This is a genomic window from Maribacter chungangensis, from assembly GCF_042676845.1.
GTDB classification, from domain to species: Bacteria; Bacteroidota; Bacteroidia; order Flavobacteriales; family Flavobacteriaceae; genus Maribacter; species Maribacter chungangensis.
This window is the reverse complement of sequence record NZ_JBHTHY010000004.1, coordinates 114,698-139,659: the sequence shown is the minus strand read 5'-3', so window position 1 is coordinate 139,659 and position 24,962 is coordinate 114,698. Positions and strand designations below refer to the sequence as shown.

Annotated in this window: 18 protein-coding genes and 2 tRNA genes; 7 read left to right on the top strand and 13 right to left on the bottom strand. The window is 39.5% G+C overall.

Going from position 1 to position 24,962, the window contains the following annotated elements; genetic code table 11:
- Window positions 1-7: 7 nt before the first annotated feature.
- The 10 genes from ACFQZJ_RS06825 to ACFQZJ_RS06780 all read right to left on the bottom strand — a co-directional run bounded on the left by ACFQZJ_RS06825 (window position 8) and on the right by ACFQZJ_RS06780 (window position 8,649).
- Window positions 8-664: an ATPase gene (locus ACFQZJ_RS06825; RefSeq protein WP_379933554.1), complete on the bottom strand. Its 657-nt coding sequence runs from the start codon at window positions 662-664 to the stop codon at window positions 8-10.
- Window positions 648-1,316 (bottom strand): hypothetical protein, encoded by a 669-nt coding sequence (locus ACFQZJ_RS06820; RefSeq protein WP_379933310.1) that lies wholly within the window; start codon window positions 1,314-1,316, stop codon window positions 648-650. Before ACFQZJ_RS06820 ends, ACFQZJ_RS06825 begins: the two co-directional genes overlap by 17 nt.
- A 13-nt stretch (window positions 1,317-1,329) precedes the next feature.
- Window positions 1,330-1,602, bottom strand: coding sequence for a DNA-binding protein (locus ACFQZJ_RS06815; RefSeq protein ID WP_379933308.1), 273 nt, complete (start codon window positions 1,600-1,602; stop codon window positions 1,330-1,332).
- A 306-nt stretch (window positions 1,603-1,908) separates the two neighbouring features.
- A complete protein-coding gene (locus ACFQZJ_RS06810; RefSeq protein WP_379933307.1) occupies window positions 1,909-2,745 on the bottom strand; it encodes an RteC domain-containing protein in 837 nt (278 codons plus the stop codon).
- Between the two features lie 239 nt (window positions 2,746-2,984).
- Window positions 2,985-3,902, bottom strand: a complete 918-nt coding sequence (locus tag ACFQZJ_RS06805; protein ID WP_379933306.1) for a response regulator transcription factor — start codon at window positions 3,900-3,902, stop codon at window positions 2,985-2,987.
- A gap of 11 nt (window positions 3,903-3,913) precedes the next feature.
- Window positions 3,914-4,408: an asparaginase domain-containing protein gene (locus ACFQZJ_RS06800; RefSeq protein WP_379933305.1), complete on the bottom strand. Its 495-nt coding sequence runs from the start codon at window positions 4,406-4,408 to the stop codon at window positions 3,914-3,916.
- A gap of 270 nt (window positions 4,409-4,678) precedes the next feature.
- Window positions 4,679-5,944: a site-specific integrase gene (locus ACFQZJ_RS06795; RefSeq protein ID WP_379933303.1), complete on the bottom strand. Its 1,266-nt coding sequence runs from the start codon at window positions 5,942-5,944 to the stop codon at window positions 4,679-4,681.
- A 225-nt stretch (window positions 5,945-6,169) separates the two neighbouring features.
- Window positions 6,170-6,244: transfer RNA gene (locus ACFQZJ_RS06790), tRNA-Pro, on the bottom strand.
- A gap of 40 nt (window positions 6,245-6,284) precedes the next feature.
- Window positions 6,285-6,372, bottom strand: a tRNA-Ser gene (locus ACFQZJ_RS06785).
- Window positions 6,373-6,612: 240 nt separating this feature from the next.
- Window positions 6,613-8,649 (bottom strand): HD family phosphohydrolase, encoded by a 2,037-nt coding sequence (locus tag ACFQZJ_RS06780; protein WP_379933302.1) that lies wholly within the window; start codon window positions 8,647-8,649, stop codon window positions 6,613-6,615.
- 127 nt (window positions 8,650-8,776) lie between these two features.
- On the opposite strand from ACFQZJ_RS06780, the gene ACFQZJ_RS06775 reads away from it, so the two are divergent.
- Window positions 8,777-9,952, top strand: a complete 1,176-nt coding sequence (locus ACFQZJ_RS06775; protein ID WP_379933301.1) for an acetyl-CoA C-acyltransferase — start codon at window positions 8,777-8,779, stop codon at window positions 9,950-9,952.
- Window positions 9,953-9,968: 16 nt separating this feature from the next.
- A complete protein-coding gene (locus ACFQZJ_RS06770) occupies window positions 9,969-10,715 on the top strand; it encodes a C40 family peptidase (protein WP_379933299.1) in 747 nt (248 codons plus the stop codon).
- A gap of 52 nt (window positions 10,716-10,767) precedes the next feature.
- On the opposite strand, the gene ACFQZJ_RS06765 is transcribed toward ACFQZJ_RS06770, so the two are convergent.
- Entirely contained in the window at window positions 10,768-12,030 is a 1,263-nt protein-coding gene (locus tag ACFQZJ_RS06765) for a tetratricopeptide repeat protein (RefSeq protein ID WP_379933297.1), read from the bottom strand.
- Between the two features lie 31 nt (window positions 12,031-12,061).
- Window positions 12,062-14,599, bottom strand: a complete 2,538-nt coding sequence (gene gyrA, locus ACFQZJ_RS06760) for a DNA gyrase subunit A (RefSeq protein ID WP_379933296.1) — start codon at window positions 14,597-14,599, stop codon at window positions 12,062-12,064.
- Window positions 14,600-14,855: 256 nt separating this feature from the next.
- Here gyrA and ACFQZJ_RS06755 point away from each other — a divergent pair, with 256 nt between their 5' ends.
- Complete coding sequence (locus tag ACFQZJ_RS06755) at window positions 14,856-17,405, top strand: ATP-dependent Clp protease ATP-binding subunit (protein ID WP_379933294.1); 2,550 nt, start codon at window positions 14,856-14,858, stop codon at window positions 17,403-17,405.
- 205 nt (window positions 17,406-17,610) lie between these two features.
- Entirely contained in the window at window positions 17,611-18,012 is a 402-nt protein-coding gene (locus tag ACFQZJ_RS06750) for an STAS/SEC14 domain-containing protein (protein ID WP_379933292.1), read from the top strand.
- Between the two features lie 50 nt (window positions 18,013-18,062).
- Here the strand turns inward: ACFQZJ_RS06750 and ACFQZJ_RS06745 are convergent, their stop codons facing one another.
- A complete protein-coding gene (locus ACFQZJ_RS06745) occupies window positions 18,063-19,607 on the bottom strand; it encodes an NAD(P)H-hydrate dehydratase (protein WP_379933290.1) in 1,545 nt (514 codons plus the stop codon).
- Window positions 19,608-19,866: 259 nt separating this feature from the next.
- Here ACFQZJ_RS06745 and thrA point away from each other — a divergent pair, with 259 nt between their 5' ends.
- From thrA to thrC, 3 genes are all read left to right on the top strand, one after another.
- Window positions 19,867-22,308: a bifunctional aspartate kinase/homoserine dehydrogenase I gene (gene thrA, locus ACFQZJ_RS06740; RefSeq protein ID WP_379933288.1), complete on the top strand. Its 2,442-nt coding sequence runs from the start codon at window positions 19,867-19,869 to the stop codon at window positions 22,306-22,308.
- 147 nt (window positions 22,309-22,455) lie between these two features.
- Window positions 22,456-23,376 carry a homoserine kinase gene (locus tag ACFQZJ_RS06735; protein WP_379933286.1) on the top strand — a complete coding sequence of 307 codons (921 nt, stop codon included), beginning with the start codon at window positions 22,456-22,458 and terminating at the stop codon, window positions 23,374-23,376.
- 33 nt (window positions 23,377-23,409) lie between these two features.
- Entirely contained in the window at window positions 23,410-24,726 is a 1,317-nt protein-coding gene (gene thrC, locus ACFQZJ_RS06730) for a threonine synthase (protein WP_379933284.1), read from the top strand.
- Window positions 24,727-24,962 lie beyond the last annotated feature (236 nt).

Sequence of the window (24,962 nt, the reverse complement as noted above, 5' to 3'; positions counted from 1 at the left end):
TTTAAATTTAGTTTCTTTTATCCTTAGTATTCTTGTCAAATGCAATGAGGTTGAACATCTGGCGCATTCGGCTTCGAACCCTTTTTCCGTAACGCTCTTCCAATTCTTCCGCATTTAAATTCGTAGTGGCATGGGTGGGTATTTTAGATTTTAAAAACAAATCATATCTGGAAAGAATAATCTCACCCATTACGTTGCAATCTTTTCCAAAGTGCCTGCCTAAGGGCTCTACCCCCAAATCATCAAAGCAATAAAAATGACCGTTGCCATAATCTTCAATAATCTTAAAACCAATATGATTAAAACCAAAGGCGACATTTCGGGACGGAATTAGCTCATAAGGCCGTCTATGTGGAACGATATATCGAATCAATCGCATCAAACTGGTCTTTCCACATCCTACGGGGCCGGTCAATAAAATTCCTTTATGAGGGTCTATGCCATACTTTGCGCAGTTTTCATAATCTCTAACGATGTAATTACATAGTTTTAGAAGCACCCCCTTATCCTCCTCATAAATTTTAAAATGCTTGCCAAAAATCAGTTGCCCTTTGGCCTCTAGATACATGGCCACTTTGGCAAAATCATACTCCACCTTTTTACCGTCGAATTCCCCTAAGGAATAGACAACACTGCCTTCAATAATTTTAGAGGGGTTGGCCATAGTTCTTTTGTTCATTGGTGATTAAAAAATCTGTGTTTTTAGATACAATTTTCAGCTTAGGTTTTTCCAAAATCTCTTTGGCCTTGATCATCCAATTTGCCGCGGTGGCATGCCAATCTTCAATTTGTGTTTTTCCGCCAATTTTCCATCCAATGCTTGTGTAGTGATTATAAAATTTTAATGCTTCTTCTGGTGGCCATTTTTTCGATTTAAAAAAAACAATAACCTCCATTTCATTTTTTGGCTTTCTGGCAGAGTGTTTTAATTGTTTTAAATGTTTTGTATATAAGGTAAGTGGTACATTTTTAGGACAGTACCGTCTCATAAGTGTACCGGCTTGTCCTGTTTCTGTACCATTACTAGTACATAAATGGGACACTTGAACTACGGTATTAAGCCTTGGATTTTGGGTGGGTACATATTGGATATACTCCCAATTCGATAAATCTTTGATCAATCGATGATAGGTAGATTTTGAACCTATTTTGGCCATTTTCATGATTTCCCTTCTATTGGCAAAAAAGCCATCTTGAAAGTGGTGTAAATTCCAATAAAAGAATAAGGTTAGATAAAGGCTTATATGTCCCGTTTTAAGTCGGTCATCGCCATAAAACTCATGAAACGCAGCATTCAGATGTGTTATATAATTCATGGTCCAGAACGTTTTATGACAAACTATTCTCAGTCAATAATCTGTCTATTTCAGCAGCATCGTAAAATAGGATGCCTTCTAATTTATGGGCGGTGAGAATATTTTTGTGCCGAAGCTTTTGCAAGGTAGTATGGCTTATTTGTAATCTGTTCTTTACATCTGCGGCTCTTAGCCATGTTTTATGGGTTTCGGTCTTTACATGCTTTGATAGCAATAGCTCAAATTCTTCAAGCAGCTCCATTTTAAATTCCCTTAAATCGTCTGTGGTGATAATACTTGTTGGCATATATTCTTTTTTTAAAATCCCACCGCTAGGTTATCAGTTTTAGAAGCGGTGGGATTGCAGCAATTTGACTTTTCGAGAACAAATATGAACAGGTTTAACAGGTTTTATTCACCAGTACGACCGGAGTCGGGTGAAAAATTAACATTTGAGTCTTTGTGGCTAATAACTAGCGTATTTTGCCCTAATTGAGAAATTAGTTACGCAACCACAACGAAATATAGAGTATTAAAGCGCTTAATTTCACATCACCGGAGATAGACAGGAGTACGGTGATTGAAATCAATAATTATTGGGGATTTGAAAGTTTTATTCTTCAGTACTTTCCATATGGGACTGCAACCCAGAGGCCAAATCATCAAGGAATTTTGTTCTACTGATCTTTCGTGACTTAATCTCGTTGAACGTTTTATAAAAATCCCCAAGATCAAAATGCAAAATTTGCTGAAAAGCCAATGCAATATCCTTGATACCCGCATTGCCATTATTGACAACGCGATTATAATGTAGGGCATACACCAATTCTATTAAAGCTGACTTGGAAGCCGTCCACTGTAGATTTATTTTCGAAGTTAGCTCCCCAGGTTTATCTACATACACTTTTGATCTATCGATCATTCTATTCTGGAGATACCCTACAAAAGAATCGAAGGCTTTATACTCCGATAGCAAAATATCTTTTGGCGTACTGAAATCAGGATCATGAAAATAAAAGTGCGGTGAACCTAGTGGGAAAACATTTAGGTATTTTCTTGTAAAATATTGCTCATCAAAATGCGTACGACCGGATTCGATATATTCAATAAAATCGTGATGGTTCCGATAGAATCGATTTATACGATTCAAACGTTTTTTAATGAACTTGCGCTGGGTTTCAATATTGGCTTTTGGGAATTCCGATTCAAAAGAACGAATCTGCGAATTGTAGATAAGAAGTGTTGCCGGTATTGTTTTAACGTTTTTGAAGAATTCAATTTCCTTTTCTATGGATTCAAATTCATTTGCAAGTACGGCTTTTTTAAAAATTGAAAGCACGTAATGGCATTGTCGAATTGAATAGTTAACACGTTTAACGATATTAGGAATATCTGTCCGCGCCTTTTTCAAATCGCTTTGAAGGCCTTCTAAAAAGGGTTTAAAATCCATAGCAACCCGTTTACAATTTTACAATTGTATAGAGGTCAACAATAGGTTAGGTTGTATAGGTACAAGGGGATTGACTTTCTATACATAGCAATTATCACATAACGGGTAATTTTTTAAGAATTGACCCGTCAAATATTTGATCTTTTCAAGATAAACAGAGCAGTATGATCTTGCAATAATTCCTAACGTATTTACGTACGGGGTAATCCGTATTTTATATACGGATATACAAATACGCCTTAGGACTGGGATAATCTGAATCGATTTAAAAACTCGGCCCGACCTTTAACATCCATTTTCTTGTAAATGTTCGAGGCATGTTTAGAAACTGTACTTTCAGCAATATAAAATTCAGCTGCGATTTCCTTATAATTGTTATTATCCAATATCAACATGGCAATCTCAATTTCCCTGCGAGTAAGGCCTTTATTGAACAATTTAGGTTCCAATAAGTTATCCTTTATATTTTTATAGTACCCAAATACCTCAATGAGTTTATTCTTATGCTCTAAAAAAAACAGATACCTATCAATTTCGATTGCCGTAATTGCAAAAAATGAAATATTTATGACGGTAAAGGTTAGCCATTGATAGTCACCTATAACAGTTAAAATAGGTAGCAGCACTATACATCCTACACTGATAAGAGCCATTCGATTCCTTCGTACTACAAATTCATTTTGATTTTTAGACCTTGAGATTTTCTTCCTGAAGGCCCATAAAAAATAAAAGGAAATCAACGAAACTGGAAATGCAAATGCCACCCTTGCAATATCAATAGAGCCCGTTAAAAAATAGGGTAATAAATAAAGTCCCAAAAAACATAGAATAGCATAGATGGAAATATTAGATATGGTCAGATGTACATTTAAAAAAGTAATGTCATACTCTTTGTAAATGTAATAGAAAAGATAAATACCCATGGTCAAGGCCACTAAATAGGTAATGATATATTGCAAAATAAATGGTCCGGGGAAACTGTCGAATGGAAGAAATCCGCCGGTAAAATTATAAAGAACGAAAAGAATAGCCAATCCGAGGTATCGCCTTAAATTATTATGTCTTAATCTCGTGTTTTGAAGGATGGCAAAAATCAATATAAAGGTGTCTATCAAAAGATAGAAGAAAGTAGTCCAATGTATCGATGTGCCAAACATAATTCCGCATATTAGAATTCCTCTTCAAATTGGTTTCTATCTAAATTCTTCCTTACATTTTCCCACAAAAATATACGGCCATGCATGGCTACGTAAACTCCTTCTCTTAAGTGTTTCATAGAACCTAACGCATACCCTAAATTGAAAGGAGCATCGGTATTTTGTTCGGTACCTAGGATGAAGGCACCCACTAAAACAATTGTCTTCTCGATACCAAGTTTTCCAAGGAATTTAGCGGTCTCGGCCATGGTAAAAGTTCCATGAGTAATCAAAATATGGTCAAAATTAGAACTAGATATTTTTTCTGCTAGATGCAACCGATCTTCATCAGTTATGAACCGACTATCTTTCTGAAAAGCATTTTCAATGGTATAGTCGTATGTAATATTTGCGGACTGCAAAAAAACCTCAATAGAAACCGTTGGTCCAACGGAACTATTTTCCATAGAGTTGTAGTCCTGACCTTCAATAGTACCTCCCGTTGTTATAATTAATATCCTTCCCATACCAACAACTTCATTAATAGAAATAAAATCCAATCCTCCGTGTTCCTACCAGGACTATTCCATACCTTCTTTTTCTGAAAATTGGCAGTATGCTTTATAGACAAGAATTCGACATACGATACCAGCAAACAGAAATCGGTTAGTGCTAAATAGCTTTCTGTTCTGGTAAATAAGAAACCGATAACAAATTAAAAATAAGATATTTCTGTCAAATATTCTGTTTTGTTTAACCGATTGATAATTTTCTAAGTGTTCCTAAACAGTGATAACTTAAGCAGTTTGTGTTGTTGATATATTGCACTTGTCCTTCACAGATTTCAATTTTGATCTTAGTTCCCCAATATCCTCACTTATTTTCTTTTCCATTACCCTAGCGTAAATTTGCGTTGTGGAAAGTCTTCGGTGACCCAATAATTTTGATACTGTTTCTAAGGGTACCCCATTGGCCAAAGTTACTGTTGTGGCGAAAGTATGTCTAGCTGCATGGAAGGATATTTTTTTATCTATTTCGCATTTCGTTATAATTTTCTTCAAATAGGCGTTGCACTTCTGATTTGAGTAAACGGGTAATAGTAAATCCTTTTCACCCCCATACTTTGTTTCGGAATAGTTTGACAAAATCTCCTTTGCTGTAGTCAACAACGGAATTTTTACCGCCGTTTTGCTTTTCGCCCGTTTTGTGAATATCCATTCCCCACCGTCAATTCCAATTACAATCTGTTCAGGTCTTAAGGTTTTGACATCTACATAGGAGAGTCCCGTGTAACAAGCAAAAACGAAACAATCCCTTACACGGTGTAAACCTATGTCATTAAGTTCAAGTTCCTCCACTTTTTTCAGTTCTTCAATAGTGAGGTATTGCCTATCGAAAGAGGTAAATTTTGCACTAAAAAATGCGAAGGGATTTTGTTTGATACAATCAAGTTTACACGCAATGGTCGTCATTTTCTTAAAACGTTCCATATGCTTCATGATTCCGTTGTTACCTAGCGGTTGCGATTTCATTAAAGGTTTGCAGGTGCGTAGATAATTTTCAAAACTCAAGACAAAAGCATAATTTATTTGGCCTAAGTTGATGTCCAACGTTTTATACTTCATTTTAATAAAACGGAGAAGATATTTTTCAGTTGCTGAATAGTTCTTGGCCGTTCCTTTTTCAAGTTTTTTTAATTCACGCTCTTTGTGGTAATTTATAAGTTCAACAAGCGTCGATAGAGACTTATCATTTCCAAGGTATCTAGCTTTAATTGATTGAGCAGTGATAAATACTCCTTCTTGTCTCAGACCCTTCTTACATTCTATAAGTTCAGAATGAACTTTTGAAAGATTGTCATTAATTCTTTGGGCACCGGAAATCCTGGGGTTAACACGTCCTGCATCAGGGCACCAATAATCTGGACGAACATATTCCTGGATACTGAGCTCGGCACGTTGACCATTTACGGTAATACGGACATAAATCGGACATGTTCCATCTTTTCTCTCAGCCTTTCTCTTAAGCCAAAAATGGATACTAAAAGTGTGTGTTGTTTTCATCACTTTCGTTTTTAAAGATTATTAAATCAGTTAAACGAAAGTCAAATCGCCTTGAAAAGTAGATTGCGAATTTGCAAGATAGTTAATCGGAAACTAAAGTAATAGGTAACCGAATAGGTCTCGCTCAATATGGTATTAAAACTATTCAAATGAAACCAAGGAAAATATAAATCCTTGGTTTTCATTAGATTAGTACAATTTTGGTGTCGTTTGACACCCTTTTTGTCGGGGTGGCAGGATTCGAACCTGCGACCTCCGCGTCCCAAACGCGGCGCGATAACCGGGCTACGCTACACCCCGAATGGTTATCTTAGAACAATCTGCCTCTCACAGATAATTGCGGAGAGACAGGGATTCGAACCCTGGGTACCCTTTTGGGGTACGACGATTTAGCAAACCGTTCCTTTCGGCCACTCAGGCACCTCTCCTTTTTTATTATGAACATCGCCCTAAAGCGGTTGCAAATGTACATTTTTACAGTATAATAAAGCAACTATTTTGAAGATTTTTTAATTAAAATCTTCATAGATCAAAATAACCTTTCTAACTACTAACAAATAGAATTGATAATCAACACGGTACAGAGATCTTCTAAAATGTGCGATAACAAATTCAAATAAACTTTCAGAATTACGGTGGGAAAATCAATATATCCAAAACCAAACAATCTATTCCGGATATTCCACCCTTAAATGGTAAATATTGGTAAGTTTACCTTTAAAGATTTTTTTAATGGTTTCGATTTCTCTAAAGGTGATGTCCGCATTTATGTATTGGTCGGATTTCATTTGACCTGCAATAATTTTTTCTACAAACTCGTCTATCATTAAAAAAGTAGGGTTCTTTAAACTCTTTGAAGCGGCTTCAACGGCATCGGCCATCATTAGAATTGCGGTTTCCTTGGAAAATGGCAAAGGGCCGGAGTACCTAAAATCCTCTTCGTTTGTCTCATCATCTAGTTCTAATTGTTGTTTATAAAAATAATAAACCAATGACGTTCCATGGTGGGATCGTATGAAATCTACGACCCTATCTGGAATATTATTTTTTCTAGCTATCTCAATACCCTTGATTACATGATCTAAAATTATCCTAGCACTTTCTTTTGGAGCTATTTCATCGTGAGGGTTTACGTTGGTAATCTGATTTTCTGTAAAATAGGTTGGGTTGTCCATTTTTCCTATGTCATGATAAAGCGCTCCTACTCTAACCAACATGGCATTAGCACCAATTCCGTTAGCAGCGGCCTCTGCCAAATTAGCCACTTGTAAGGAGTGATTAAATGTCCCAGGGGCCTTATTGGACAGCTCCTTAAGTAACTTAGAGTTTGTATCCGACAATTCGAGCAGGGACACATCGGAAACTAAACCGAATATCTTTTCATAAATGTAGATCAATGGCTGTACGAACAATGTAATCATACCATTTAACAAGAACAAACCAAGAGTAAACCACTCAATGTTACTTAAATTTCCTTCATGAATCGTATGAAAGGCCAGATATGCTACGATATAGATTAAGGTAATCTGACCAACGGATACAAATAGATTGGCTCTTTTATACAACTCGGAAACGGTTAAAATCGTTACGATACCCGTTATAATCTGTAGAAAAATGTATTCAAAACTATTGGGTACGACAAAGCCCAAGATCAGTACCGTTAATACATGAACAAATAGTCCTAACCGGGCATCAAAAAACGTTTTCAGTATCAATGGAAGAATGCAAAGGGGCACTACAAAAACCAAGGCCTCATTATAGTTGATGACCAAAGTGGTCACAACTACCAATAAAAGGATATTGAAAAAGATAAATGTTACTTTGGTATTGTTATCATATACCTCTTTTCGGTACTTTTTTAGGAACAGGAATAGCATTAACAGCACTAATGCAACTAAAACCGTATACCCAACAAGGATGTAATACGAATTGGAATCGGTCCACAGATCGGATTCATATTCCGATTTTAAGGATTCCAACACCTTTAGATCATCGGTTTCTACCACCTCGCCCTTTGCAATAATTAGCTTTCCTTCATCTACGGTGCCTCTCGTATAGGAAATTTTAGATAGGGCATCCTCCAAGGTTTTTCTGGTCAGCTCTTTGTCCAGGGTAACATTAGGGGTTACCAAGTCAAAAAACAAGGCCTTAAATTCATCGGCAAACCCGGACAGCCCTTGCTGCGAAAGGACGGTTTCTATTGAATTTTCGACTTCACTAATTCTATAAAAATCAGAACCCGATACTTTTCTGGCTTCGTTATTTACAACTAAAAAAATAGAATTTCCCTGTGGTGTATCTTCCAATGGGTCTAGAATACCATTTGTATAAATTAACTGTAGAATAGCCCTTGCCGTACTTTTTAGTTTGTTTTTTTGACTATCATTTAATCCACTATTTTGCCATTGTGCATCGAGCTTTATATCCAATGAGCTATACACTTCTGTTACAATTTGCTCGTCATACCTATAATAACGAGTCCGGTTGTCGATAATATCTTTTTTTTCCTTGGCGAGCTCGTCGTCGGTTTTTTGGATAGAAAAATCAAAGGGCGCATATAAATTTTCGAACTGCCATGGTTTTCCCTTTTGAAATTCATATTTAAACTTACCTCCTTTCGGAAAGAAAAAAACAATTAAGCCTACTAAAACTATATAGAGAAAAAGCTTATAGATGTGAGACTGTTTTTTATAAAGATTGTCCAAGAGGCAGGTATTTCATTTTTAGTTAGTCAAAAATAGAAAATTACAACCTTATAATCAGGAATCAAAGGTATTACCATAGGGTTGCCTTAGAATTTACTAATTTTGCAAATCATAAACCGGTTCAAAAATGAAAGAAGTTGTAATAGTTTCTGCGGTACGCACACCAATTGGCAGTTTTATGGGGTCTTTGTCCACCGTACCGGCCACGCGACTAGGTGCTGCAGCGATCAGTGGTGCGTTAAAAAAAATTGACTTAGACCCTAAATTGGTAGAAGAAGTACTTATGGGCAATGTGGTACAGGCGGGAACGGGACAGGCGCCGGCTAGGCAAGCAGCTATATTTGCCGGTATTCCGGACACGGTTCCCTGCACAACCATAAACAAGGTTTGCGCTTCCGGAATGAAAACTGTAATGCAAGCAGCACAGACTATTGCACTTGGGGACGCTTCTATAGTAGTTGCAGGTGGTATGGAAAATATGAGCTTGATCCCGCACTATGTTCAAATGCGAACAGGCACTAAGTTCGGACCTGCCGCCCTAGTAGATGGAATGCAAAAAGACGGGCTGGTAGATGTGTACAATGAACAAGCCATGGGTGTTTGTGCCGATGCCTGTGCAGAAAAGTACGAATTCTCCAGGGAAGATCAGGACAACTTTGCAATACAGTCTTACCAAAGGGCCGCGGCGGCATGGAAAAATGACAGTTTCAAAAATGAAATAGTTCCTGTTTCAGTGCCACAAAGACGTGGAGAACCCATTTTGGTTTCGGAAGACGAAGAATACAAGAACGTAGTACTTGAAAAAATACCGAAATTAAGACCGGCCTTTACCAAAGAGGGTACGGTTACAGCGGCAAACGCATCAACAATAAACGATGGTGCAGCAGCACTTATACTTATGAGTGCGGAAAAAGCCAAGGAATTGAATATAAAACCTTTGGCCAAAATAATGGGGTATGCAGATGCCGCCCAAGAACCGGAGTGGTTTACTACAGCACCTGCAAAAGCGCTGCCAAAAGCATTGACGAAAGCCGGAAAAACTTTAGAGGAAGTGGATTTTCTAGAATTTAACGAAGCCTTTTCGGTGGTGGGCCTTGCCAATATCAAACTTCTTGGATTAAACGATAAAAATGTAAATGTACATGGTGGTGCCGTTTCTTTAGGACATCCTTTAGGTTGCTCCGGAGCTAGAATTATAGTTACGCTGTTAAATGTACTAGCGCAAAAAAATGCAAAACTGGGCGCAGCGGCAATATGCAACGGTGGCGGCGGCGCTTCTGCCATAGTGATAGAACGAATATAATTACCGGAAAAAATTGATGCAGTACGGTATTTGTCCCATAAGCATAGTCCCAGTTAGAGCCCTACCGGAGGAGGCCAGCGAGATGGTGACCCAATTACTATTTGGGGAGCATTTTAAGGTTTTAGAATCCAGAAAACGTTGGTCCAAAATCAGAGTGGCTTTTGACAAACGGGAGGGATGGGTCCTTAATACGCAACTGGATTTTATTACGAGGGACGAGTATGACCAAATACAACATGCTCCCAAAAATTATGCTTCGGAGCTCATCTCTTACGTAGAGAGGCAAAGCTCCATGCTTGTGCCAGTGCTAATAGGTTCTTGCATCAATGAGAAATTATCACAAGTAAAATTTGAAGGCAATCTGATATCAAGCCGGCAAGTAAAAGATAATTTGATTAAAATAGCACTACTGTATTTAAACGCTCCAGAACTTTGGGGCGGAAAAACCCCTTTTGGAATTGATGCATCCGGATTTACCCAAATGGTCTATAAGATAAACGGATATCATCTGTTGCGAAGTGCACAAGAACAGGCCAACCAAGGAATTCCCTTAAGCTTTGTTGAAGAGAGTGAAGCTGGCGACTTGGCCTTTTTTGATAATTCCAATGGCATTATAGATCATGTAGGCATCATCATGGACAACAACTATATAATCCACGTAAACGGTGTTGTTCGCATAGATAGATTAGATCATACCGGTATTTTCAATAATGACCAAAGAAACTATACCCACAAACTTAGGGTAATTAAAAAAGTGATATAAAAAAAGGCTCCCAATGGAAGCCTTTTATTAAAAAATTTAAGTGTTACGGAACTTACTCTCCAAGCAATTTCTTAACGCGCATAAAGTTTTCATTATCTCCCATTGCACCGTAGATATTTTTTAACTGGGTTAAAATACCTTGGTTATCAGGATTGGTTTTTAAGGCATCTTCCAAAGTCTGGGCCCCCATTTGAAACAAACCGTCTTTCTTTGTTTTTAATTCTTCATACTTAGCGATATCCGCTCGAGAATTCCCTAAGGAATTCATCTCGTCTATAAAGCTGTTCCCTTCGTTAACATAGGTCGTAGAAAGATTCAAGTAGGCATTTGTATACCCTGGGTTGATTTCGATCGCTTTTTTATAGTTCGTTCTTGCTTCCTCGATCTCACCCTGCTCGCTACTTATCACACCAACATTATAATAAAGATCTGCATTATCAGGGGCAATGGCTATAGCTTCTGCCATAAGGGACTTAAACTTCTCCTTATCGCCCTGCTTAAAGTAAAGGTTAGCTTCGTTCAAGATAAGGTTAACATCTTCAGGGTCACTTGCCCTAGCGGCTTGATATGCACCTAATGCCTTATCATCCTGTCCTAATTGAGAATAAATCAAAGCAATATTCTTAACGATTTCTCCCCTTTTGGAAGGTACTTTATCATCTACTGGATCGGTGTAGGTACCTGACTTGACCATAAGGTCTCGTTGCGTTTTCTGCATTTCCTCCATCTCCCCGGTTGCAGTATTCTTGGCCTTATAAACTACTGAACTACCGTCGTAACCAACATCTTGTAATTCTAAATAGTACTTTAGTGCATCATCGTACAAACCTCCATTAACGGCACTACTTGCCGCATAATAAAGATAAACAGTGTCTTGGGGACTTAATTTATAGCTCATGTAAAGCTTATCCGCCCCTTCCTTAAACTTCTTCTCATTATTATCTGCAACAGCACCGTTTACCAAATCGGCAGTAATGCCAGCGATTTGCTGATTCGTCTCACCGGTGTACTTCCGTTTACCGGATGCAGCTTCGATCTCCAATACTTTCTTAAAAGAATCTACCGCCTGCTGAAAAGCACTGTCATCGCCCTTTTTAGCCAAGTCATTGTAAATTTTACCTTTTGTAAAGTAATATTGCGCCTGTAACTTTACATCTGCTCCGGAAATTGTTCCTTCCGCAGCCTCCAAAGCAGTTTTAGCAGTGGCTATATCTCCTCCCTTTAAAGCCTTTTCCGCTGCTTTTATCTCGTTTTTCTGAGCCACTCCCGCAACTGCAAAAGAGAAGGCCGCTACTATTAAAATCTTACGTTTCATTTTTATTGTATTAATTATTAGTGTTTAAAATTTATGATTCTGTACCATCTGTATCTGTATTATCAATTGCCGTGCCATCCTCATCTGGCTTAACCTCCATATCATTAATTGAGGCCTCGTCAAAATCTTCATCATCCTTCATAACCTTTGCAACCGCGGCAATGGAATCATTACCTTTTATATTAATAAGCTTAACGCCCTGGGTTGCTCTTCCCATTACCCTAAGATCTTCAACACTCATCCGAATGGCAATACCTGATTTGTTTATGATCATAAGGTCATCGGAATCCGTCACGTTTTTAATCGCTACCAAATTTCCGGTTTTTTCGGTTACGCTAATCGTTTTTACGCCCTTTCCGCCTCTATTGGTAATACGATAATCTTCAATACTGGAGCGTTTGCCATAGCCATTTTCGGATACCACCAAAATTTCATCTTCAAAATTATGTACGGATACCATTCCAATTACTTCATCTTTGTCGTGGGCCAAGGTTATACCTCTAACACCTGAAGCATTCCTTCCCATTGGCCTGGTCTTACTTTCCTCGAAACGGATGGCTTTACCCGATTTTAGACCAAGGAAAATCTGACTTGTACCGGTCGTTAACTTTGCTTCCAGCAATTCATCATCATCCTTTATAGTAATCGCGTTGATGCCATTTTGTCTGGGCCTGGAATATTGCTCCAAAGAGGTCTTTTTAACCGTCCCCTTTTTCGTTGCCATAATCACATAATGACTATTTACATATTCCTCATCCTTTAGATCCTGCGTACAGATAAAGGCTTTCACCATATCGTCCTGCTCAATGTTGATGAGGTTCTGAATGGCCCTACCTTTGGAGGTTTTACTTCCTTCCGGTATTTCAAATACCCGCATCCAAAAACATTTTCCTTTTTGGGTGAAGAACAACATATATTGGTGGTTAGTGCCCACAAACAAGTGTTCTAAGAAATCCTCATTTCGCGTAGAAGATGCCTTTTGGCCGACTCCTCCCCTATTTTGGGTCTTGTATTCGGTTAAGGGAGTACGTTTTATATATCCGGCTCTGGAAATCGTGATCACCACTTGCTCGTTAGGAATCATATCTTCCATGCTCAGGTCCCCCCCGGCAAAATTAATTTCGGATCGCCGTTCATCACCATACTTTTCCTTCACCTCCAAAAGCTCATCCTTAATGATTTGCATTCTTCGGTCCTTATTCTCAAGAATATCTTTTAAATCTGCTATGGTAGCAATAATTTCATCATACTCCGTTCTTAGTTTATCCTGCTCCAGACCGGTAAGTTGGCGCAAGCGCATTTCTACGATGGCCTTGGCCTGGATCTCGGTAAGCTTAAACCGCTCCATTAAGTTTTCCCGCGCTTCATCTGCATTTGAAGAAGCCCTAATTATTGCGATAACCTCATCAATATTATCGGAGGCGATTATCAAGCCCTCCAAAATGTGTGCACGGTCTTCCGCTTTTTTAAGCTCAAATTTTGTGCGCCTTACAACCACTTCGTGACGGTGCTCCACAAAGTAATGAATCATTTCCTTGACGTTCAGTAATTGTGGTCTACCGTTTACCAAGGCAATATTGTTAACACTAAAGGAAGTTTGCAGCGCAGTATACTTGTACAAAGTATTTAAAACGATATTAGGTATGGCATCCCTTTTAAGGATGTAAACGATACGCATACCGTTTCTATCGGATTCGTCCCTAATGCTTGAAATGCCCTCTATTTTTTTCTCATTTACAAGATCGGCCGTTTTTTTGATCATGTCGGCCTTGTTCACTTGATAAGGAATTTCATTTACCACGATACATTCTCTTCCCTGCACTTCCTCAAAGACAGCTTTGGCACGCATCATTACCCTACCCCGGCCTGTATGAAATGCTTCTTTTACGCCATCGTATCCATATATGATACCTCCTGTTGGAAAATCAGGTGCTTTTATATGTGTGATCAGCTCATCTATTTCAATATCGTTGTTATCGATATAGGCCACCGTGCCATCAACCACTTCCGAAAGATTGTGAGGAGGCATATTTGTAGCCATCCCTACCGCAATACCAGAGGCACCGTTCACCAAAAGGTTAGGTATCCTTGCAGGTAAAACCGTTGGTTCCTTCAAAGAATCGTCAAAGTTTAATTGATGGTCAACAGTATCCTTATCTATATCCGACAGCATGTCATCGGCAATCTTTCGCATACGTGCCTCCGTGTAACGCATGGCCGCAGGACTATCGCCATCAATAGACCCAAAGTTACCTTGGCCATCTATCAACATATATCGCAAACTCCAATCCTGTGCCATACGCACCATAGCGTCGTATACCGAGGTATCCCCGTGTGGATGGTATTTACCCAAAACCTCACCTACGATACGAGCAGATTTCTTATGCGCACTATTGCTTCTAACACCCAAATCGTGCATTCCGAAAAGCACGCGCCTGTGCACAGGTTTTAACCCGTCCCTGACATCTGGAAGGGCTCGTGACACTATGACCGACATTGAATAATCAATGTAGGCAGATTTCATTTCATCTTCAATATTAATAGGAATCAATTTTTCACCGTCCGCCATTTGAAATTCTTGTTGTATTTAATTAGTAAAAAAACACCGCAATATACGTAAAATCAAGCCTTTCAAAGAAGGTGCAAAACTATTTATTCAATAATTTATTAACACCTTAAAAGGATAACATTGTATCCAAAACCAGAAGCAACAAACTTAAAAACGCCTACTTTTTCGGCATTTAGAACAACTTTAACGATAATAGGAACAGTATTTGCTCATGATTGCCCGAGATTTATTAATTTTATAGCATATAATATATTTTATGGATGATAATTTTTCACCTAGGGTAAAGGATGTAATTGCCTATAGCAAAGAGGAGGCCTTGCGACTTGGCCACGATTTTATTGGAACGGAGCATCTTATGCTTGGCTTGCTTCGTGATGGTAACGGAAAGGCCATTAGCATTTTGGACGCCTTAGATGTGGATCTGGACCATTTACGCAGAAAGGTAGAGATACTTAGTCCATCCAACCCCAATGCAAGTGGAGTTCAAAAGGATAAAAAAAACCTACACCTTACCAGACAGGCAGAACGAGCGCTCAAGACTACTTTTTTAGAAGCTAAGCTTTTTCAAAGTTCCTCGATAAATACGGCCCATCTGCTACTTTGTATTTTAAGGAACGAGAACGACCCTACCACTAAGTTACTGCACAAGTTGCAAGTAGATTATGATGGCGTTAAAGAACAGTTTAAATTTATGCTTACAAGTGACGACGATATTGTAGACGCCCCTAGCGCGGAATCTTTTTCTAGCGACTCGGGAGAACCCCAAGAAGGTAAAGAAAATACCTTTGGAAACAGTCCGGGCCAAAAAGGCAACAAAAAATCCAAAACTCCGGTTTTGGACAATTTTGGCCGTGACCTTACCCAAATGGCAGAAGAGAACAAACTAGACCCCGTCGTGGGCAGGGAAAAAGAAATCGAAAGGGTATCCCAAATTTTAAGTAGAAGAAAAAAGAACAATCCACTGCTCATAGGAGAGCCCGGAGTGGGCAAAAGTGCCATAGCCGAAGGACTTGCACTACGCATTATCAATAAAAAAGTGTCGCGTATTCTTTATAACAAAAGAGTGGTAACCTTAGACCTTGCTTCGTTAGTAGCAGGGACAAAATACAGGGGACAGTTCGAAGAGCGGATGAAAGCCGTAATGAACGAACTGGAGAAAAATGACGATGTAATTCTATTTATTGATGAAATACATACCATTGTAGGTGCCGGTGGCGCAACAGGAAGCCTAGATGCATCCAACATGTTCAAACCCGCATTGGCACGTGGGGAGATACAATGCATCGGTGCCACCACGTTGGACGAATACAGACAGTACATAGAGAAAGATGGAGCGCTCGAAAGGCGTTTCCAAAAGGTCATCGTAGAACCAACAACGGTTGAAGAGACTATAGAGATCCTCCACAACATAAAAGGAAAATACGAAGAGCACCATAACGTTAGCTATACCGATGCGGCCATAGAGGCCTGCGTAAAACTAACGAGCCGTTATATGACGGACAGATTTCTGCCGGACAAGGCTATAGACGCCTTGGATGAGGCCGGTTCTAGGGTGCATATCGTTAATATGGATGTGCCAAAACAAATATTGGAGCTCGAAAAGAAATTAGAAGACGTTAGAACCCTTAAAAATTCCGTGGTCAAAAAACAGAAATATGAAGAGGCCGCCAAGTTACGGGACGATGAAAAAAGTCTGGAAAAAGAGCTGGCCATTGCACAGGAACGCTGGGAGGACGACAGTAAACTGAACAAGGAAACGGTTTCGGAGGACAATGTGGCAGACGTTGTTTCTATGATGAGCGGTATACCGGTGAACAGAATAGCCCAAACCGAGAGCAATAAACTGGCCGAACTTCCAAACCTTATCAAATCCAATGTGATCGGGCAGGACGAAGCAGTTGCGAAAGTATCCAAAGCTATACAAAGAAACAGGGCCGGACTCAAAGACCCTAACAAACCTATTGGTTCCTTTATTTTCTTAGGACAGACCGGGGTTGGAAAAACGCAATTGGCAAAAGTAATGGCAAAAGAGCTTTTTGACTCGGAAGATGCCCTTATACGTATTGATATGAGCGAATACATGGAAAAATTCGCTATTTCCAGACTGGTAGGAGCCCCTCCGGGATACGTTGGCTATGAAGAAGGTGGCCAACTTACAGAAAAAGTGCGCAGAAAGCCATATTCCGTAATCTTGCTGGACGAGGTCGAAAAAGCGCATCCGGATGTGTTTAATATGTTGTTACAAGTATTGGACGACGGATATCTTACCGATAGTCTAGGAAGAAAAATCGATTTTAGGAATACCATAATTATAATGACCTCCAATATTGGGGCGAGACAATTAAAGGATTTTGGACAGGGAGTAGGATTTGGCACCTCGGCAAAAAAGGAACAAGAAAGCTCTCATCAGAAAAGTGTGATCGAAAATGCGCTCAAAAAAGCGTTTGCACCTGAATTTTTAAACAGAATAGACGATGTGATCGTTTTTAACGCACTGGAAAGGGAACACATACATCAAATCATAGATATTGAACTGGCCAAGCTCTTTACCAGAATCAAAGACATAGGTTATAATTTAAATCTAACCGAGGCAGCAAAAGACTATATTGCCGAAAAAGGATTTGACAAGCAATACGGTGCAAGGCCGCTTAAAAGAGCGATCCAAAAATACATAGAGGATGCCCTTGCGGAAGAAATCGTAAACTCTAAATTAGAGGAAGGCGATAGTATTTTTATGGATTTAGACAAAGAGACCGAAGAATTGACCATTAAAATCAAGAAAGCGGAGGAATCGTCCAAAACATAACACTTGCCATTTAAAAATTTTTAAACAAAAAGAGCCCTAATAAGGCTCTTTTTTATTACGATAATTTGTAGGGCAAGTACCAATTAAAATACCAAGTTTTCTAGCTATACGCAGTACGAACGATATTTAGGTCTTTAATCTAATTTTTTATTTTTGCCAACGGCATACAGCTACTTTCGTCCCCAGACACTATAATACATAAAAGATGAGCGTTGGATCACCGAAGAAAAAGATAATTGTAAGGGAGTACCAATTAGAGATTGGAAAAGTGCAGGTTTACGAGAATTATATGGTTTCCATCTTCGACGAAGGTGCAACGTTAACGCTTGAACGTGCTTATCAGATTATTGGAATTTCAGAAATACACTTTAGGGACAAAAAATTTGGATTTATTAGTTTGCGCAAAAATTCGTATGCCGTAGACCCTACAATATACAACTACCTAAAAGAGCTGGATAATTTAAAGGCTTTTGCGATTGTTTCCGTTAAGGAAATAGATATGCATAATTTCAAGATCGAAAAATTGTTCTACAAAAAGCCAATGAAATTCTTTATCGAGTATGACAATGCTTTAAGATGGGTAAAAACTAGGCTTAAGGCAGCGTAACACGCAAATTACCTATACTTTATACCGTTTTACAAAATAGAATAAAGGCCTTACTCTTGACTTTCCGCTTCTTGTTGTGGTGGTTTTTCGGGCAATTTAAAAAGATCTAGGTATGCAGTTCCTAATCCTTCAACCACATCTGAAGCTAATAGCGCCTGATAACCTTTAGACTCAATTTGTAAGTCGGCAGATTTACCATGCAGAAATACCCCAAAAATAGCAGCCTTTAATGATTCATATCCCTGCGCGATCAATCCCGTAATAATTCCCGAAAGTACATCACCGCAACCTGCAGTCGCCATTCCCGGATTACCTGTGGTATTTACAAATCCCTTATCGTGATATACGGTTATGGTGTGGGCTCCTTTTATAACAACGATGCAATCAAATTTTTTGGACAAGGCCTTTACCTTTGCGAGTTTATCAAAATCATCTTCCCATTTACCAACCAATCTTTCCAATTCGCCCTCATGCGGAGTTAACACGGTTTGTTTGGACAAAAAGGAACATAATTCCATATTGGAAGCGAGCATATTTAAACCATCGGCATCGATGACCAAGGGCAAGCTATTTGATTTCAAAAAGGTGGCGAAGGCTTGGATAGTTTGAGTTTCTGTTCCCATCCCCATTCCTATGCCTATTGCAGAAGGTTTTATAGTATAGTCTATAGAAGTGATGGCCGTTTCCCCGTCTGTCAACACCATAGCCTCGGGCAGTGCCGTTTGCAAAATAGTGTACCCACAAGCAGGCACGTAAGAAGTTACCAGCCCACTCCCTATTTTTAACGCGGCGACACTCGCTAATGTAACGGCACCAATTTTGCCATAACTACCGCCTACCAACAACACGTGGCCATGGGTTCCTTTATGAGAAAACTTAGTTCTTGGCACATACATTGGAAGCACCTCACTTTTACCTATTAGCTCATAATCGGTTTCTTCCGCAGTTAGAAACTCCATATCCAACCCTATATCCAAGACTTCCCATTGATCTATATAAATTCCGGTTTCTGGAAGAAAAAATACCAATTTTGGTGTTTGAAAACTCAATACAAAGTTAGCCCTTACAACGGCATCTTTTTGTTCTGGAACTTGATTCATGTACAGGCCAGAAGGAATATCTACCGATAGTATAAAAGCTTTTGAGGCGTGAAAGTGGTCTATAAGTTTTCCTACCCACTTGGCCGGCGGCCTGTTCAATCCAATACCAAAAATTGCATCAACAATAATATCGTCCGCACCGATCTCCGGGAACTCCCCATCGGAATCCATAAAGTTTGGCCAAATTTTTCTGTCCTTTAGCCGGTCTAAATTGATTAAAAAATCTTTGGAACGCTTGGTACTATAGTTCACTACATATACTGCAATATTATATCCATGTTCTTGAAGGTGCCTTGCCAAGGCAATACCATCGCCACCATTATTACCAATGCCACAGAATAGATGAATTTTTACCGGAGCACCTTGCATTCGTAGGTGCATCCAATTAAAGATTTGAACTGCGGATCTCTCCATCAACTCATCACTGGTTATATTTTGCTTCGCTATTGTGAATTTATCAGCAGCATATATTTGTTCCGCACTAAAAAGTTTCATTCCGTAGATTTGATTAGGTAAAAATAACGATTCGGTAAAAATTTGTGGAATCATTTGATTAGCTTTCCAAATGTACTACTTTTGACCTTTACCTAATACGATGGTTTGCACTGATTGCTTCTTAATTACCTATCGACATACCTTAACCAAGGTATGCGCCTCTACTTGTATAACCCTCACCCCTAGGGGGTAAAGACTAGTGTTCTCCATCTCAAAACCCTCTACATTATTAGTTAATTAAAGTTAATAATTACCCAATATGCTCGTACTAAAATTTGGCGGCACATCTGTTGCAACTCCAGAAAATATAGATAAAATAAAAAATATAATTACTGGGTATACGGATAGAATTATCGTTGTTGTTTCTGCATTCGGCGGCGTAACGGATCAACTGATCAACGCCGGTTACCGTGCACAAAAACAGGATGATTCTTATAAGACCATTTTAAAACAAATTGAGACCCGCCATCTAGAGGCAATCAAAGCCTTACTGCCCGTTACCGACCAAAGCAAAGTATTAAGCAACGTAAAAAGGGAATTAAATGTGCTGGAAACGCTTTTGGACGGTGCTTTCTTTATAGGTGAGATTACCAAAAAACTATCTGACAAGATTGTATCCTATGGTGAACTGCTCTCCTCCTATATTATAGCTGAATATTTTAAGAGCCAAGGAATCGATTGCGCACATAAAGACAGTAGAGAACTCATCGTTACGGGGTTGGCAAATGGTAGAACGACCATTAGTTTAGAGCAAACGAATTCCAATTGTATCAACTTTTTCAACACCTCTAAAAACAAGGTCGTTATTTGTCCCGGGTTCATTGCCAAATCCGAGGCAGGAGACCCCACAACATTAGGTAGGGGTGGTTCCGACTATACGGCTGCACTCTACGCAGCTGCTTTAAACGCAAAAGTACTTGAAATTTGGACAGATGTGAGCGGCATGTATACAGCTAATCCAAAAATGGTAAAACAGGCCAAGCCCATAGCTCACATCTCCTATGAAGAAGCTATGGAACTTTCCCATTTTGGAGCCAAAGTGCTGTACCCTCCAACTATACAGCCGGTTTTGGCCAAGGGCATATCCATACGTATAAAAAACACGTTTAGTCCGGAAGACGATGGCACCCTGATCACCAAATCCAAAAACGAAAAAGGGAAAACCGTTCGTGGCATAAGCCATATTGGAAATATAGCGCTCTTATCCTTGGAAGGACCCGGTATGGTTGGAATACCAGGAGTTTCAAAACAGTTCTTTGAAGTGCTTTCACAGGCTAATATAAGTGTGGTACTTATTACACAAGCTTCCTCGGAACATTCCATTTGCATAGGCATTTCCGTGGACGATGTAGCGCTTGCCGTAGCAGCGGTAAATGAGGCTTTTGCTTATCAAATAGAACGCGGACGCATCAATAAAGTGGTGCCCGAAACTTCATTGGCGATAGTGGCGCTGGTAGGCGACAATATGAAGAATCATCAAGGATTAAGCGGTAAAATGTTCAGTACCCTTGGCAAAAACAACGTAAACATAAGGGTTATCGCTCAAGGGGCGTCGGAACGGAATATCTCCTGTGTTATTCAAGAAAAAGATGTAAAGAAAGCACTTAATGCATTGCACGAAGAATTTTTTGAGGAAAACATTAAGCAATTGAACCTTTTTGTTATGGGTGTTGGCAACGTAGGTTCCAAATTTTTAGATCAAATACAACAGCAAAAAAAATACCTGAAGGAAAATCTAAAACTTAATGTTAGGGTGATAGGTATTTCCAATTCCAGAACCATGGTTTTTGATGATGACGGTATTTCCTTAAAAAACTGGAAAGCAAGTCTAGCCGAAGGGCTTAAAGCGGATAAAGAAGAATTTTTCAAAACAGTAAACAAGTTAAACCTACGTAATAGCATTTTTGTAGATAACACTGCCAATAAAGCGGTTTCCGATACGTACAAGGATTATTTGAGAAACAGTATCTCGGTAGTAACCTGCAATAAAATTGCATGTTCCTCTAAATACACCAACTACCATGAGCTAAAGGAACTGGCCCGTGTTTACAATGCTCCGTTTCTGTTCGAAACAAATGTAGGGGCAGGTTTGCCCATAATAGATACCCTGAAACACCTAATTGCCTCTGGCGACAAAATTCAAAAAATCCAAGCTGTGCTGTCTGGCAGTCTTAATTTTGTGTTCAATAACTTTAGCGACAAAACTACCTTTCATGATGTCGTGAAACAAGCGCAGGAAGAGGGCTACACGGAACCAGATCCTAAAATTGACCTCAGTGGTGTGGATGTCATGCGTAAAATATTGATTCTTGCCCGTGAAAGTGGAACCCAATTGGAGATAGCCGATATTGGAAACAACTCGTTTCTTCCGGAGGAAAGTCTAGCTACCACATCCAACGAAGCCTTTTTCACCTCTTTAAAAAATCACGAAGCACAGTTTCAAAACATATACAGGCAAGCAGCGGAAAAAGACACCAAATTAAAATATGTGGCCCAATTTGAAAACGGACATGCAAGCGTGGGGTTACAGGAAATTCCAAAAGGACATGATTTTTATAATTTGGAAGGCAGTGATAACATAGTTCTGTTCTTTACCGATAGGTACCCGAAACAACCGTTAATCGTTAAAGGAGCCGGTGCAGGGTCGGATGTTACCGCATCCGGTCTTTTTGCAGATGTTATACGAATTGGCAATTATTAATGGTTTCAGGCTTCTATTATTTTTGATGCTCTCACAACTAAAAACATGAGGACAGCCTATAATTAAGGCCTTTAAAACAAAATTATTCAGTACACCTGAAGCCACCGAAAATTGGAAACTAAAACTTAAAACCATAGCAACATTTTGATGAACGAAATAAAAATATTCTGCCCTGCTACCATAGCGAATATTTCCTGTGGGTTCGATGTGCTTGGCGTTGCCCTGGATACCATTGGAGACGAGATGGTAGTTCGAAAGACCCAAGAAAAAGGTATCCGCATCACCAAGCTTAACGGCCAACAACTGCCTATGGAAACGCACTTGAACGTAGCCGGGGTAGCTGGTTTAGCCCTGTTGGCCGTTAGCGATTACGATGGTGGTTTTGACATAGAAATCTATAAAAAAATTAAAGCCGGCAGCGGAATAGGGAGTAGTGCCGCAAGCTCAACAGGAGCGGTTTGGGCCATGAACGAATTATTGGGCAAACCCTTTTCTACCTTAGAACTGGTAAAATTCGCTATGGAAGGCGAGCGATTGGCCAGTGGTGTAGCCCATGCGGATAATGTAGCGCCGGCCCTGTTCGGTGGCTTCACTTTGGTACGCAGCTACACGCCCTTAGATGTAATCCCCATTCCAAGTCCTGCAGCACTTTATGCAACGGTAATTCATCCACAGATAGAAGTAAAGACCTCCGACTCCAGGAAAATATTAAAAACGACGATAAGCTTAGAAGATGGTATAAAACAATGGGGCAATTTAGGGGGATTGGTCGCAGGCCTATTTACATCTGATTATGCATTGATCGGACGTTCTTTAGAAGATCATATAGTAGAACCGATAAGGTCTATCCTAATCCCCGGATTTGATGCTATAAAGACAACGGCAATGAGCAAAGGTGCCTTAGGTTGTGGAATATCGGGCTCCGGCCCCTCTATTTTTGCATTTAGCAAAGGGGAACAAACCGCACAGAAGGTGGGAACAGGAATGAAAGACGTATATAAAAAAATAGGAATCGATTTTGATGTACATATTTCCAAGATAAATACCAGTGGCATAAAACGATTATAGCAAGTTAGTAGCACAACCAAATGACGTTGAGACATGAATTTTTATAGCCTAAACCAAAAAGCTCCGGTAGTATCCTTTAAGGATGCAGTAATTAAGGGCATTGCACCTGATCGCGGCCTATACTTTCCAGAACACATTACTCCCCTACCGGCATCTTTCTTCGATAGGATAACCGAACTTTCCGATCAAGAAATCGCTTTTAATGCCATACACCAATTTGTATTGGCAGACATTCCTAATGAGAAGTTGAGGGAGATTCTTGCCAATATGCTCGACTTTAAATTTCCAGTGGTCGAAATCGATAGCAATGTAGCCACCTTGGAATTGTTTCACGGACCCACAATGGCTTTTAAGGACGTAGGTGCACGTTTTATGGCCAATTGCCTTGGGTATTTCTCAAAAGACGAAAACAATGAGGTTACCGTGCTTGTGGCAACCTCTGGAGATACAGGAGGTGCCGTTGCCAACGGATTTTTAGGCGTAGAGGGTGTGAAGGTAGTTATCCTATACCCAAGGGGTAAAGTGAGTGATATACAAGAGCGACAATTAACTACTTTAGGGCAAAATGTAACGGCACTGTCCGTAGACGGTACGTTTGACGATTGCCAGACCATGGTCAAAACAGCATTTCTAGATAATGATCTACTAAGTAAAATGCAACTGACCTCTGCCAACTCGATCAACGTGGCACGCTGGCTACCACAACTGTTTTATTTTTTATTCGCTTACAAACAAATTCGTAAAAAAGCGGTAAAGGAACAAACAAGTCCAATGGATATCGTTTTTTCCGTTCCTAGTGGAAATTTCGGAAACATCTGTGCAGGTATGGTGGCACAACGATTAGGCATGCCGGTAAAACAATTTATAGCTGCTACGAATGTAAACGACACTGTACCCGAGTTTATGAAAACGGGCAACTACGAACCCAAGTCTTCAACAGCCACGATTTCAAATGCTATGGATGTGGGCGACCCAAGTAATTTCATTAGAATTCGCCATCTTTTTGAGGACGATTTTTCAGAACTGAAAAAGCAGCTTACCTCCTACTCCTTCTCCGACGAGGAAACACGAAAGGCACTTTTGGATATATACCAAAACAATACCTATGTTGCGGACCCACATGGCGCGGTAGGCTATCTGGGGCTTAAAAAATATCAGCAACAGCACCCGAACACTTATGGAATTTTTCTTGAGACCGCCCATCCGGTAAAGTTTTTGGATGTGGTAGAAGAAACAATAGGTACAAAATTGGATATTCCGCCCCAGATACAAAAAGTGATGAACAAGGAAAAAAAGTTCTTGACCATAAAAACCTATCAAGAACTAAAGTCTTATTTAATGGATCGATAGTTTTATTCCTCTCGCATAAAACATCTGCAAATTCTATACCTATATGGGCACTGACGGCCTATTTTTAGGTTCCTATCCAACATCTATAGAAAGCGGAGCAAATGGTTACAGAGATTACGGTGCATCCCTATTGCGTGATGCCAGACCATATAATCTAGCAAAAATTGTGTAAAACATAAGAGTTGGTTTGTGAACTATCCCTAATTAATTCAATAAATTTGTGGTACATAAATATT